12 protein-coding genes are annotated in these 13,528 nt (G+C 72.6%); 5 read left to right on the top strand and 7 right to left on the bottom strand.

The features are described 5' to 3' along the window. Positions 1 to 52: 52 nt before the first annotated feature. From ABD990_RS19405 to ABD990_RS19395, 3 genes are read right to left on the bottom strand one after another with little or no spacing between them, the layout of a single operon-like run. Positions 53 to 550 carry a DUF5134 domain-containing protein gene (locus tag ABD990_RS19405; RefSeq protein ID WP_345382013.1) on the bottom strand — a complete coding sequence of 166 codons (498 nt, stop codon included), beginning with the start codon at positions 548 to 550 and terminating at the stop codon, positions 53 to 55. After that, positions 547 to 2,496: a primary-amine oxidase gene (locus ABD990_RS19400; RefSeq protein WP_345382012.1), complete on the bottom strand. Its 1,950-nt coding sequence runs from the start codon at positions 2,494 to 2,496 to the stop codon at positions 547 to 549. The genes ABD990_RS19405 and ABD990_RS19400 overlap by 4 nt, the downstream gene beginning before the upstream one ends. A 14-nt stretch (positions 2,497 to 2,510) precedes the next feature. Next, entirely contained in the window at positions 2,511 to 3,890 is a 1,380-nt protein-coding gene (locus ABD990_RS19395; protein ID WP_345382011.1) for an APC family permease, read from the bottom strand. 229 nt (positions 3,891 to 4,119) lie between these two features. Between ABD990_RS19395 and ABD990_RS19390 the strand changes: the two genes are divergently transcribed. Together ABD990_RS19390 and ABD990_RS19385 are read left to right on the top strand one after the other, a co-directional pair. Beyond that, a complete protein-coding gene (locus tag ABD990_RS19390; protein WP_345382009.1) occupies positions 4,120 to 5,592 on the top strand; it encodes an APC family permease in 1,473 nt (490 codons plus the stop codon). Beyond that, positions 5,589 to 6,335, top strand: a complete 747-nt coding sequence (locus tag ABD990_RS19385) for an IclR family transcriptional regulator (RefSeq protein WP_345382008.1) — start codon at positions 5,589 to 5,591, stop codon at positions 6,333 to 6,335. Before ABD990_RS19390 ends, ABD990_RS19385 begins: the two co-directional genes overlap by 4 nt. A 73-nt stretch (positions 6,336 to 6,408) precedes the next feature. On the opposite strand, the gene ABD990_RS19380 is transcribed toward ABD990_RS19385, so the two are convergent. From ABD990_RS19380 to ABD990_RS19370, 3 genes are read right to left on the bottom strand one after another with little or no spacing between them, the layout of a single operon-like run. Continuing rightward, positions 6,409 to 6,678 carry a hypothetical protein gene (locus ABD990_RS19380; protein ID WP_345382007.1) on the bottom strand — a complete coding sequence of 90 codons (270 nt, stop codon included), beginning with the start codon at positions 6,676 to 6,678 and terminating at the stop codon, positions 6,409 to 6,411. A gap of 8 nt (positions 6,679 to 6,686) precedes the next feature. Then, complete coding sequence (locus tag ABD990_RS19375; protein WP_345382006.1) at positions 6,687 to 7,157, bottom strand: (2Fe-2S)-binding protein; 471 nt, start codon at positions 7,155 to 7,157, stop codon at positions 6,687 to 6,689. Between the two features lie 16 nt (positions 7,158 to 7,173). Beyond that, a complete protein-coding gene (locus tag ABD990_RS19370) occupies positions 7,174 to 9,525 on the bottom strand; it encodes a molybdopterin cofactor-binding domain-containing protein (protein WP_345382005.1) in 2,352 nt (783 codons plus the stop codon). 470 nt (positions 9,526 to 9,995) lie between these two features. Here ABD990_RS19370 and ABD990_RS19365 point away from each other — a divergent pair, with 470 nt between their 5' ends. Together ABD990_RS19365 and ABD990_RS19360 are read left to right on the top strand one after the other, a co-directional pair. Next, on the top strand, positions 9,996 to 10,844 hold the full coding sequence (locus ABD990_RS19365; protein ID WP_345382004.1) for a helix-turn-helix transcriptional regulator: 849 nt from the start codon (positions 9,996 to 9,998) through the stop codon (positions 10,842 to 10,844). 124 nt (positions 10,845 to 10,968) lie between these two features. Further along, positions 10,969 to 12,318 (top strand): MFS transporter, encoded by a 1,350-nt coding sequence (locus tag ABD990_RS19360; RefSeq protein WP_345382003.1) that lies wholly within the window; start codon positions 10,969 to 10,971, stop codon positions 12,316 to 12,318. A gap of 34 nt (positions 12,319 to 12,352) precedes the next feature. On the opposite strand, the gene ABD990_RS19355 is transcribed toward ABD990_RS19360, so the two are convergent. Then, positions 12,353 to 13,072, bottom strand: a complete 720-nt coding sequence (locus ABD990_RS19355; RefSeq protein WP_345382002.1) for a TetR/AcrR family transcriptional regulator — start codon at positions 13,070 to 13,072, stop codon at positions 12,353 to 12,355. Between the two features lie 104 nt (positions 13,073 to 13,176). Between ABD990_RS19355 and ABD990_RS19350 the strand changes: the two genes are divergently transcribed. Continuing rightward, positions 13,177 to 13,528: AMP-binding protein (locus ABD990_RS19350; protein WP_345382001.1), on the top strand; the 352-nt coding region annotated here is incomplete at its 3' end.

The following is a 13,528-nucleotide window of genomic DNA, read 5'->3' as shown; positions in this document are numbered from 1 at the left end:
TTTCGGGATCCTTACATCCAGGCGGCATGGACCGCAGGACGCAGAACCGCTCTCAGATCATGGTGAGGAAGGTCGTCGCCATGGCCCCGCTCATCACGAGGTGGGCGACGGGTTCCAGGCGGGCCCGCGGGCTCCGCAGCGCGAGGGCGGAGAGCCACCGCCCGCCCCGCACGGCGAAGTAGCCCGTGAGCGCCAGGCAGACGGCGGCGAGGCCGAGGCCGGTGTGCGCCCCGCCGACCAGCGGCATCGCCACCATCGCGCACGCGGCCAGGCAGCTGTGCACCACCGCGCCGTGCTCGCCGGCCTCCCCCCGCCGTCGTCCGGCCAGGGTGGACAGGCAGGAGGCGGTGGCGAGGACGGCCGACAGGACCAGCCCGCCGGCCGCCATCGCGCACATCGCCAGCGCCATGCCGCCGTGCCCCAGCGCGGTCCACCGCTGCGCCGGGACGCCGAGCCGGTCACCGCGCAGGGCGCGGGCCAGGAAGACCGCCGCGGCGAGCAGGCACGCCACGCCGACGACGGCCTCCCACCAGCCCGCGCCGTGCATCACTCGGCCTCGCGGTCCTTGCCCGGGCCGTGGACGACACCCTCGGAGTGGCAGTGGCCGTTGCTCGAGGCCGGGATGTCGAGCGCGGGGTTGCGGTCGAAGAAGCCGGACGGCTTGAGCACGAAGCCGGTGTAGTCGACCGGCATGATCGGCCAGTCCTCCGGGCGCGGGAAGTGCGTGAGCCCGAAGGTGTGCCACACGACGATGTCCTCGCCGTCGACCGGCCGGTCGGCCTGCACCCAGGCCGGCAGCCCGGCGCCGCCCGGGTTCTGGTTCACGAAGTCACCGGCGGGGTAGCGCTCGTCCGCGTCGTACCGGGTGACCCACAGCGCCTTGCTGGCGAAGGCCGCGCGGGACCGGATGACGGACGCGTCGTCGGCCAGCAGGGTGGGCTGGCCCTCCGGGTGCAGGGTGTACCCGACGGGCTGGCCCAGGGCGTTCGTCTTCTCGGTGTTGATGATGTGCCAGACCCGGCCGGTGGCGGCGTTGGCGTCGCGCTGGGCGTCCGACTCGCGGGTCAGGCGGGTGACCTGGCGGCGGAACGCGTTGCCGTAGGGGTTGCCCTCGCCCATCGGGACCCGGGCGGCCTCGATCTCCTCGACGGCGTTGCGTGCGCCGTCGACGGTCATGTCCAGCCGGGCGGAGAACAGGTGCTGGTGGAACGGGGCGCCCAGCCCGGGGGCGATCTCGGTGGCGTACTCGCCGGGCGTGCCGGAGGTGAACACGATGCCGGTGGCCTTGGCCTCGAGCTCGATGGTGCCGTCGAGGTAGAGGTACCAGTAGAAGCCGTAGTCGTAGTTGCCGATCGGCGTGAAGAAGCTGATCACCAGGCGGCGCTGGCGGCGGGTCTCGCGGGACCCGGTGAACATGTCCGAGTGCTTCCAGAGGACGCCGTAGTCCTCCTCGTGCATGCAGATCGCGTTCTGGATGGTGCGTGGGTTGCCGAGGTCGTCGGCGATCACGGCGTCCGTGTAGAGGATGTCGCCGAGGCAGTCGCAGCCCAGCTGCAGGGAGTCGGCGTAGCGGGCGAACATGTACTCGCCGCAGTCGAAGTAGTTCTGCCAGAAGCGGACCGGCGAGGGGTCGGCGTAGGGGACGACCATCTCGGCGACCGAGGCGCGGTAGCAGATCGGGCGGCCGTCGAAGGCGATCTGGTGCAGGGTCAGGCCCTCGCGCTCGTTGAACCCGATGCGCAGGTCCCACTTGCCCCAGCGGACGTGCCCGTCCTCCACGGTGAACGAGCGGCCCTCCGGCTGCGTGATCTCGATCGGCTTGAGGTCCAGCGGCGGGCCCTGGACCTCGGGGTCGTCGAAGTTGCCGGTGGTCTCCGGCACGGGGTGGATCGCCTCGTCGACGACGCGGTCCACGCGGCGGGCGGTGAGGTCGACGTAGGCGACGAGCCCGTCGATCGGGTGCGCCCACGGGTGGTCCTTCTCGTGGTCCTGGCGGAAGCCGAAGGCCCGCACCACGCGCCGGCCGGGGGTCTCGGGGTAGTCGTCGAACGCGCCGGCGGACAGCGGGACCGCGCGCACGGTGGCCGGGTCGATGCCGCGTCGGCCCAGGGCCTCGCGCCACTGGTCCGAGCCGTTGAGGACGTCCTCGATCATCTCGAACTCGGTGTCGATGATCGGGGGCTGGCCGTCGCGCGGCGGGTCGAGCTCGCGGTTCGAGACCACCGAGCGGGAGTCGACCGACACCACGACGTCCCACGAACGTCCGGTGGCGATGTCGAGCAGGATCACGCGGAAACGGCGGTCGGTGGTGCCGCCGGCGAGCACCTCGGACTTCGGCGGCTCCTCCGGCGTGAAGAAGGTGTAGCGCACGGTCTCACCGAGCAGGCCGGCCTCGAGCAGCACCTCGCGGACGGTGCTCACCTCGGCCTCGCTGGTCATCGCGAGGGCGTGCCGGTTCGCGGTGCCGGTCTCGGGACGGTTGTCCAGGGTGGTCATCCGAGGATCTCCTTTCAGGCCGCGTCGGCGGCGGGGGTGGGGGTGGCCGGGAGGGAGCCGGTCACCGTGCGCAGGCGGGACCAGACGACGCCGAAGACGAAGGCGAGGACGAGGACGAGGCCGATGCCGAAGGCCAGCGCGCCCGAGCCGCCGATCAGCGTCGGGAAGTTCGACACGGTCAGGACGAGGCAGGCCAGCAGGCCGATCAGCCCGAGGGCGGGGGCGACGAGGGTGTTCCAGGCCCGGGTGTCCACCCGGTTGCGGCGGAAGAACACGAGCACGGCGGCGCAGGTCAGCGTCATGAGGGCGAGCACGCCCAGGGTGGCGGTGCCGGCCATCCAGGCGAAGACCTGGGTCACCGGGTCCATGCCGGCGATCGCGAAGATCACGATGAAGGCCGCCGCGACGATGGTCTGGGTCAGCGACGCGACGTGCGGCGAGGAGTGCCGCGGGTGGCTGCGCCCGACCGCGGCGTGCAGGGCGCCGGAGTTGCCGAGCGAGAAGTAGTAGCGGGCGAGCACGTTGTGGAAGGACAGCGCGGCGGCGAACAGGCTGGTCATCAGCAGGACCTGGGCGACGTCGCCGCCGACGGGCCCGAGGATGTTCGTGATCGTCGTGACGATCATGTTGCCGGGGTCGGCGCCGGCCGCCTCGATCGCCGCGGCATCGCCCCACGCGGACACGACGGCCCAGGCGGAGAGCGTGTAGAACACGCCGATCAGCAGCAGCGCGGTGTAGGTCGCGCGGGGGATGGTGCGCTGCGGGTCGCGGGCCTCGTCGCGGAACACCGCGGTGGCCTCGAAACCGATGAACGACGCGATCGCGAACATGATTGCGATGCCGAGCGAGCCGGACACGAACTGGGAGGGCTGCAGGAACGCGGTCGAGAGCTGCTCGCCCCGGCCGACGACCACGGCGTCGAACACCAGGACGATCGCGACCTCCGCGATCAGCAGGGCGCCGAGCACCTTCCCGGACAGCTCGATGTGCCGGTACCCCAGCACCCCGACGACGGCGACCACGACCAGCGTCCACACCCACCACGGCAGCGCGGGGCCGCCCCAGTGCTGTACCAGGGCGTCGATCACCGCGCCGATGTAGCCGAACACCGCCAGCTGCACGGCCGCGTAGGTGACCAGGGCGAGGAAGGCGGAGCCGAGCCCGAGCGGGCGGCCGAGCCCCCGCTGCACGTAGGAGTAGAAGGCGCCGGCGTTCGGCACGTGCCGGCTCATCGCGCAGAACCCGACGGCGAAGAGCAGCAGGATGCCCATGCACAGGGCGAAGGTGGTGGGGAAGGCGGCGCCGTTGCCCGCGGCCAGGCCGAGCGGGACGGTGCCGGCGATGACGGTCAGCGGCGCGGCGGCGGCCACGACCATGAACACGATCGACCCCACACCGAGTCTGCCGGTGAGGGTGTGTGGTCGATCCGAACCCGTGACGCTCATGAGCGGCTCTCCAGGTGGCTCGGCAGAGTGATGGCGACCACCGTGAGCGGCAGCGGCGCGTGAGTCAAAGCACGTTCTCATTCGGCCCCCGGGTGCGCCGCGCGGTTCTCATTCGAGCCGTCATCGCTGGTCATCGCGGTGCCCGCCCTGGCAACATCTCCGGCCTACGCTCCGGGCGGTGCAAGGGAAGGGGCAGTGGATGCGCGACGACGCGCCCGTGCGGTTGCGCAGCCGGTCGCCGGTCGAGGGGCTCGAGCGGCGGCGGCTGCGGCCGCTGGAGGTGGTGGCCCAGTCGGTCTCCGGGGCCGCGCCGTCGGCCGCGATGGCGGCCACCCCGGCGATCGTCGCGGTGTCGGCCGGGCACGGGACGGTCTGGTCGTTCGTGATCGCGACCGTGCTGGCCCTGCTGATCGCGGGCTGCATCGCGCGGTTCACCCGGCGCATGGCCGCCTCCGGCGGGTTGTACAGCCTCACCGCGAAGGGGCTCACCCCCGCCGCGGCCTACGCCAGCGCGCTGGCCTCGCTGCTCGGGTACGGGCTGCTCGCCGCCGCCGCGCTGGTCGGGGCCATCGTGTACCTCGACGCGTTGATCGGCGAGGTCGTCGGGGCGACGCCGGGGCGCGCGGGGGCCGCGGTGATCATGGCGGTGATCGGGCTCGGGACCGCGGTGCTGGTGCTGCGCGGGGCGCGGCTCTCGGCGCGGGTGGTGCTCGCGGTCGAGAGCGTCTCGATCACGTTGATGCTGATCGTGTTCTCGCTGCTGCTCGCCGGCGGCCCCGCGGCGGGGGCGCCCGCCGAGCCGACGGCGATGCCGCCGCCCGGCGCCGGCGGGATCCTCGCCGGCGTGCTGCCCGCCCTGGCCGCGTTCATCGGGTTCGAGATCGCGACCGCGCTCGGCACCGAGGTGCGCAAGCCCTTCCGCAGCGTCCCGCGGGCCGTCGGGCTGACCGCGGCGGTGACGGGGGTGCTCTACGTCTTCGCCGCCCAGGTCCAGGTCTTCGGCTTCTCGGCCACCCCGGGCGGGCTGGCCGGCCAAACCGAGCCGGTGGTCGCCCTCGCCGCGGCCAACGGCTGGGGCTGGCTGCCGGTGCTGCTCGACCTCGGGCTGGTCATGTCCTTCTTCGCCTGCTGCCTCGCGGCGTCGACGGCGCTGGCCCGGGTGCTGTTCTCGCTCTCCCGCGACCGGGTGGCCCCGCGCGTCATGGGCCGCACGCACCGCCGGTTCCGAACCCCGCACGTCGCGATCGCCGCGTCCGTCCCGGTGACGACCGGGCTGCCGGTCGTGCTGCTCGCCGCCGGGGTCCCGCTGATGTCCGTGCTGGTCACGATGCTGACCCTCGCGGCCTGCGGGTTCCTGCTGGCGTACCTGCTGGTGTGCGCGGCGGCGCCGGTGTTCCTGCACCGGATCGGCGAGCTGACCTGGCCCGCGGTCGCCGTCAGCGCGGTGATCGTGCCGATCCTGCTGGTCGTGCTCGTGGCGTTCGTGGTCACGAGGCCACTGTCGGGCGTCCTTCTCGGCGGGCTCGCTGTCCTGGGCGCCGTCGGCTACCTGCTGCTGCGCCTGCGCCGCCCGGCCGCGCTCGCGGCCATCGGGGTGTACGACGAGACCACGACCGGCGACGTCCTCTTCCCCCACCGCGGGGCGGCATGACCGGGCCCATCCCGCTGTCCGGACGGCAGCCGAAGGCCGTCCGCAGCGCGTTGCACGTGCTCGAGGAGGTCGTGTCCGCGGGCCCCGGCGTCACGGCCAAGGAGATCTCCGAGTCGCTGGCGATGCCGCAGGCCACGACCTACCGGATCCTCAACCTGCTGGTGGCCGAGGAGTACCTGGTCCGGCTGCCCGACCTGTCCGGCTTCGCGCTCGGCCGCCGGGCGGGCCGGCTCGCCCTGCCCGCGACGACGGCCCTGAACACCGCCGCCCGCGCCGTCGTCGACCACATGCGCGGGCAGACCCGATGGGCGGTGCACCTCGCCTCGTACGCCGGCGAGCAGATCGCGCTGATCGACCCCGACCCGGACCACCCCGCGCCGGACGCCGGCCAGCTCGCGCGCTTCCCGTACGCGTTCGCCCTCGGTCGCCTGCTGCTGGCCGAGCAGGCGGACTGGCGGGCGCTGGTGCGGGAGCTCCGCCCGTTCACGGCGCGCACCGTGACGTCGGAGTCGGACCTGGACCGGACGTTGAAGGCGGTCGCGCGGGACGGCGTGGCGCGGCAGTGCGGGGAGGTCCGGGAGGACCGGGGCTGCATCGCCGTGCCGATCCGCGGGCCGCGGGACGGCCGGCTCGTCGCGGGCCTCGCCCTCGCCGGCCCGACCGCCCGGATCGCCGAGCCCAACGAGGAGATCATCAGGCTCCTGCGCGACCACGCCGCCCGCCTGGCGCCCCTCCTCGCCTGACCCGGACATGAACGAACGGCGCTCTCGCTCACTAGGTATGAGCGAGAGTGCCGTTCGCCGGGTTGGTTCGGGGTCAGTCGAAGGGGCCGTCGAGCAGGCCGCCGCCGGGGCCGGCGAAGTAGTTGAAGCTCGGGTCGGGGAACTCGGTCTCGACGCCGTCGGCGCCGGTGGGGCCGTTGCCGTTCGCGGCGTCGAGGAAGGACTCGGCGGCGGTCTGCGCCGTCGCCTGCGTGGCGCTCGCGCCCTGGGCGAGGTCACCGGCCGGGGCCTCGGCGGCGGCCGCGGTGCCGACGGGCAGCAGCGCCCCGCCGAGGGCGAGGGTGCAGATGATGCGCTTCTTCATTCCCGGCCTCACATCTCGTCCGCGCCGGCCTTGATGGCCTCGCGGATGCGGTTGTAGGTGCCGCAACGGCAGATGTTGCGGATCTCCTCGATGGCCTCGTCGTCGACGTCGCGGCCCTCGCGCTGGCACTGCCGGACCTTGGCGACGGCGGCCATGATCTGGCCCGGCTGGCAGAACCCGCACTGCGGCACGTCCTGCTCGATCCAGGCCTTCTGCATCGGGTGCAGCTCGTCGCCGTCGGCCAGGCCCTCGATCGTGGTGATCTCGTCCGACTCGGAGACGGCGCCGACCGGGACCGAGCACGGGTTGAAGGCCTTGCCGTTGATGTGGCAGGTGCAGGCCTTGCAGACGTTGATGCCGCAGCCGTACTTGGGGCCGGTGACGCCGAGCATGTCCCGGATGACCCAGAGCAGGCGCACGTCGTCCTCGACGTCCACGGTGACCCGCTCGCCGTTGAGCGTGAAGGTGTGGGTGGGCATGTCGGTGCTCTCCTGATCAGTAGGTGTAGCGCAGGCCGTCGGTGGGCGACTCGGGGATCGGCGGCACCAGCGGCTTGGGCTCGAACGGGAACGGGTCCTTGTGGTTGATCGGGAAGTACTCCGGCACCTTCCCGGTCGCCCGCGCGTAGGCGCAGGCCACCGCGCCGCAGGTGGCGGCGAGGCCGAACTCCCCGGCGCCGCCCGGCTCGTCGCCCGGCGCGTCGAGGACGATGATGTTGATCTCCGGCGGGGTGTTCCACTGCCGGGTGTAGAAGTAGTTGTCCCAGCTGGCCTCGACGAAGTGCCCGTCGGTCAGGTGCAGGCTGGAGGACAGGATCAGCGCGAGGGCGTCGTTGATCCCGCCCATCATCTGCGCCTCGACCCCGCGCGGGTTGATCACCAGGCCGATCTCCACCGCGAAGGTCACCTTCGTGACGCGCGGCCCGGTCACGCCCTCGCGGATCCTGCGGTTCACCGTCTCGGGCCGGCAGTCGATCTCGACCAGCGCCGCGGACACACCCTTGTACTCGGTGTGGAAGCCGATGCCCTGCGCGGTGCCCTTCTTCATCGACCGGCCCCAGCGGCCCTCCTTGGCGACCGCGTCGAGCACGGCGCGCATCCGGTCGTTGCGCAGGAACTGGCGGCGGAACTCGTAGGGGTCCTGGCCGACCTTGGCGGCGAGCTGGTCCGTGACGAGCTCGCGGGCGGTGGCCACGTCGGGCGAGTACACGTTGCGCATCGACGAGGTGTTGAAGCCCATCTCGACCTCGTTGAGCAGCCGGGTGGACACCCCGAAGTCGTACGGCGTCACCTGGGTCAGCTCGAAGATCGACTCGGCGAAGGTGAGGTTGCCGAGCGGGGCCCGCGCGCCGGTGGCGGTGATCGCGTCGCCCAGGCCGTGGGTGAAGTCGGTGGAGACGCTGGTGTGCCGCTGCTCGAAGCTGAGTACCGAGTCCTTGGTGACCGAGGCGCGGATCCGCGAGGTCGCCATCGGGTGCACCCGGCCCTGGCGGGAGTCGTCGGCGCGGGTCCACATCAGCTTGACGGGCTTGCCCATCGTCTGCGAGACCTCGGCGGCCTCCAGCGCGGCGTCCCAGAACAGCTTGCGTCCGAAGGAGCCGCCGCCCTCGGTGACGTGCACGGTCACCGCGTTCTGCGGCAGCCCGAGCTTCTTCGCGATCGCGGCCTGCGCCGTCACGGGGTTCTTCATCGCGCCCCAGATCTCCGCCCGGTCCGACCGGACGTCGGCGATCGCGGAGTTCGTCTCCAGGGCGCTGCTGGACTTGAAGTAGAAGGTGAACGACGCGTCGACGGTCTCGCCGCCCACCGGCGGGACGGCCATCGGCAGCTCCGCGGCCCGGAGCTTGGCGAGGATTGTCTCGTCGCTCTCGCCGTGGACCGTGCCGTCGTTCCAGTTCACCCGCAGGGCCCGGACGCCGTCGATGGCCTGCCCGAAGGTCCGCGCACGCACGGCGACACCGGTCGACACGATCTCGACGTCCGTGATCCCCGGCATGTCCCGGACCTCGTCGATGTTCTCGACGCTGTCCGGGGTGCCGTTGAGGTCCGGCGCCCGGCAGATGACCGTCGGCAGGGCGTCGGGGATCTGCAGGTCGGTGGCGAAGCACTTGCGGCCGGTGACGATGTCCCGGGCGTCCGTCTTGTTGTGCGGCTTGCCGATGATCCGGAAGTCCTCGCGGGGCTTCAGGACCACCTCGACCTGCTCGTCGACCCGGCTGGCCGCGGCCTCGGTCAGGTCGCCGTAGGACAGCACGCGCCCGGCCGCGCCGGTGATCAGGCCGCTGCGCGCGGTCAGCGTGCGGACGTCCTGCTGGAGCAGCTGCGCGGCGGCGTCGAGCAGCCGCATCTGCGCCAGCGCCGCGGCCACCCGGATGGGCGTGTAGGTGGTGAAGGTGGTGCTCGAGCCGCCGGTGATCTGGTTGAACAGCAGCTCGGGACGGGCGTCGGCGAGGGTGACCTTGACCTGCTCGACCTCGAGGTTCATCTCCTCGGCGATGATCATCTGGGTCGAGGTGATGATGCCCTGGCCGTTGTCCGAGCGGGGCAGCGCGAAGGAGACGGTGCCGTCGCGGTTGACCTCGATGCGGATGAGGTTCGCGGTCGGCCGGGCGGCGTCGCGGAGCAGGTCGAGGAGGTCGTAGGCCTCCGGGGTCTGGGGCACCGACGGGATCGGCGCGGCCGAGGCCGACGGCCCGTCGAACACGGTCTGGCGGGTGAACTCGGCGGCGACCACCAGGGTCGGTGCAGCGACGAGGTAGCCCAGGAACTTGCGGCGTCCGACCGGGGCGCGCAGTCCCGTTCCTGGTTCCTTGGCCTTCGTCGGGGGAGCGAAGCGGTGGTTGGCCATGGTGGTCCTCTTCGTTGGGGGCCGAACCGGCCGGCGCGGGAAGGTCGCCGTCCGGGGGACTTGCCGCAGCAACGACGAACCGCGGATTCGGTGTCATCCACCCCGTTCCGGACGGGCGGTTTCGGACACGGTGCGTGACTGCGGGACGGTAGGACGGCCGAGCGCGCCACCCGCTCGGCCTCCCGGATTTCGGGAAGTCCTCCACGTTTCGTGACGATCACGCGTGGTGACAGGGGTGTTGCCTCGCCGCCGCCACTCGATCCGGTCAACCCCGCCGACCGGCGCGTCGGCTACCGCCGAAAGTGGGTAGGGGACCGGTCGCCGCCGCTCAGGGCGGTGGGTCGTGCGACGCGGAGTTGACGTACCGGAGGCGTTCTGTAGACACTTCGCCGCCGTCCCCCGTCGTGCTCGGGGAGTGACCGCCACCCGGCGGGGCTCCGCCGCCCGACCCGATCCGAGAGGACCCGGCCGTGGTCAGCGTCGACACCGCCCACCGCACCGCCGAGCGCGCCGTGCGCACGCGCCTCACCGAGCTGCAGCGCCTCACGGGCCTCCCGGTCGTCTTCGGCGGGGCGGTCCCGGGCGGGTCCCGCGAGGGGCGCTTCGCCATCACCGCCCAGGTCGGCACGATCAGCGACGCGCTGTCCGGGCTGGTCATCCGGCGCGGGCGGGGGCTCGGCGGCACCGCGCTCGAGCGGGGCGTGCCCTGCCGGGTCGACGACTACGCCGCGGCCCGCGCGATCACCCACGACTACGACACGATGGTCGCCGAGGAGAAGCTGACCTCGATCTTCGCCTTCCCCGTCCGGGTCGAGGGCGAGGTCCGCAGCGTCCTCTACGGCGCGGTCCGCTCCGGCGACCCGATCGGGGACCGCACGCTGCGCCAGGCGAGCCTCGTCGCGTCCCAGCTGCAGGCGGACCTCCGGCGGCCGGCCGACCTCCCGCCGGACGGGCCCGTCGGTCCGGCCGGTCCCGCCGACGACGGCGCCCGCCGCGCGCTGGTCGAGCTGGCCGACATCATCGCCGCCACCTCGGACGACCGGCTCCGCGAACGTCTGGCCCGCATCCACCGCGAGTTCAGTGGCGCGTCCGCGGCCCTCGAGGCGCCGGGCGACACGGCGGCCGCCGAGAAGCTCACCCGCCGGGAGACGGACGTCCTCCGGCTCGTCGCCGTCGGGGCCAGCAACGTCGAGATCGCCGACCAGCTCACCCTGAGCGTGCAGACGGTCAAGGCCTATCTGCGCTCGGCGATGCGCAAGCTGAAGGTGCGCAACCGGACCGCGGCCGTCCACGTGGGACGGGCGGCGGGGTTGTTCTGAGCCGTCCCCGGGTCGTCCTCCGGGCCGTCGCCGACCTTCGCACTACCCCCTTTCGTGCGTAGCCGGGGACGAACCGGGCGGACACCCTGTGCGGAACCTCAACCGGAACCGCAGGAGGACGACGATGTCCACGTCCGCGCCGCACCACCGCCGGCCGACCCCGATGTGGCGGGTCGCGACGGCGAGCTGTGTCGGAACGACCATCGAGTTCTACGACTTCTTCATCTACGGCACGGCCGCGGCCCTGGTCTTCCCGAAGGTGTTCTTCCCGGCGCTCGGGGCGACGGCCGGCACGGTCGCGTCCTTCGCCACCTTCGCGGTCGCGTTCATCGCCCGTCCGCTCGGCGCCGTCCTCTTCGGGCACTTCGGCGACCGCATCGGACGGAAGCGCACGCTGATCAGCACGCTGCTGCTGATGGGCGTCTCCACGGTGCTCATCGGGCTGCTGCCGGACGCGTCGACCATCGGGATCGTCGCGCCGATCCTGCTCGTGGTGCTGCGGTTCGCGCAGGGGCTGGCGGTCGGCGGCGAGTGGGCGGGCGCCGCGCTGCTCACGGCGGAGTACGCCCCGGCGCACAAGCGCGGGCTCTACGGGGTGTTCCCGCAGCTCGGCCCGGCCTTCGCCTTCGCCCTGTCCAGCGCGACCTTCCTGGTGACCGGCCTGGTGCTGGGCGACGGCGACGAGGCCTTCCTGAGCTACGGCTGGCGGGTGCCGTTCGTGCTCAGCGCGGTCCTGGTGATCGTCGGCTTCTACATCCGGACGACGATCGAGGAGACCCCGGCCTTCCGCGCCGTGCAGGAGGCCCCGGCGCAGAGCGCGCGGGTGCCCTTCCTCGAGGTGCTGCGCGCCCAGCCGCGCGAGGTGTTCCTGGCGGCCGGGTCGCTGACCATGCTGTTCGCGTTCTTCTACATGGGCACGGCCTACCTGACCAGCTACGGCACCAACCCCGAGGGCGCCGGGCTGAGCCGGCCCGTCGTCCTCGGCATCGGGATCGGGGCGTCGGCGGTCTTCGCCGTGGCCATCGCGGTGTCCGGGGTGGTGTCGGACCGCTTCGGGCGGCGCCGGGTGATCATGACGTCGTGCGCCGCGGGCGTGGTCTGGGCGCTGGTGCTGTTCCCGTTGCTGGACACCGGGACGGCCGTGGCGTTCGCGATCGGGCTGACGGTCACGCTGGTCGTCTTCGCGGTGTCGTACGGGCCGGCGGGGTCGTTCATGCCCGAGCTGTTCGTGACCCGGCACCGCTACACCGGCGCCGGGCTGGGCTACAACCTGGCCGGCGTGCTGGGCGGTGCAGTGCCCCCGCTGCTGGCGCCGGGCCTCGCGGCCTCCTTCGGCAGCATCGCGATCGGCGTGATGCTCGCGGTGACCGCCGTGCTGAGCCTCGCGTGCACCTACGCCCTGCACGAGACCAGCCGCAGTGACCTCGGCCGCGAGGACGAGGTCGGCGGGACCCAGGCCGCGGCGACAGCCTGACCGCGCCGGGCCCGTGCCGCGCCACCGGGGAGCGCTACGGCGCGGTCGGCACGGGCTCGGCCGGGTTCCCGCCCTCGGGAGCGCCGGCGGCACTGCGGCCGGGGGCCTTCCGGACGGTCTCGATCGCCTCGGTGATCAGCACGTCCAGCTCCCGGTCGTCCCCGGACGGGGTGACGAGCCCGGCGAGGACGTTGTGCGCGAAGAGCCGGGCGATGTCCTCGACGGACTGCGGGCCGTCCGGCCGGTACCAGGTCCAGGCGTAGTTGCACATGCCGAAGACCTGGAGCGCGGTCATCTGCGGGTCCGGGGTGCGGAGCAGCCCCCGTCCCACCCCGGCCCGCAGGATGTCCACGACGATCTCGGTGTAGCGCACCCGCTGCTTGCGGACGTAGTCGGTCAGGTCGCCGTCGAAGTAGCGGACGAGCTCGCGCAGGCAGGCCAGGCTGGCGGCGCGGTCGTCCCGGTGCGCCGCGAGCAGCGCGTAGACCATCGCGACGAGCCGGCTCACCGGGTCCGCCAGGTGGGCGTGGACGAAGTCCGCCTCGGCGAAGCGCCGCGCGAAGTAGGCGACGTGCACCTCGCGCAGCAGCGCCTCCTTGGTGCCGAAGTGGTGGACGATCGTGCCCTTGCTCAGGTTCAGCTCGGCGGCGACGTCGCCGAGGCTGGTGTCCGCGTACCCGCGATCGGCGACGTGCTCGGCGAAGACGCGCAGGATCGCGTCCCGGGAGCTCGCCCGCGGGCTCCGTCCTGGCATCCGCCCACTATAGGGACAGGTCGGCCGCGGAACCTGTTGCTGACCGTACGAGCGGTCAGTTAAGTTGCGTCATCGCCCTGGCGCCGATGCCACGAGGAGTCCCCATGAGTGCTGCTGTTCCCGCGTTGCCGTCGTACGCCTCCGGGACCTCGGACGTCCCGCTGCTGGGCGACACGATCGGCGACAACCTGGACCGGACCGTCGCGGCCGATCCCGACCGCGAGGCGCTGGTCGACGTGCCCGGCGGCCGCCGGTGGACCTACCGGGAGTTCCGGGCCGACGTCGACGCCCTGGCGCTCGGGCTGCTCGACGCGGGGGTCGTCAAGGGCGATCGGGTGGGGATCTGGGCGCCGAACATGGCGGAGTGGACGCTGTTGCAGTACGCGACGGCGAAGATCGGCGCGATCCTGGTCAACATCAACCCGTCCTATCGCACGCACGAGCTGGAGTACGTGC

The sequence above is a fragment of the Pseudonocardia yuanmonensis genome (genome assembly GCF_039542425.1).
In the GTDB taxonomy this organism is placed as follows: Bacteria; Actinomycetota; Actinomycetes; order Mycobacteriales; family Pseudonocardiaceae; genus Pseudonocardia; species Pseudonocardia yuanmonensis.
This window is presented reverse-complemented; position numbering and strand designations above follow the sequence as displayed.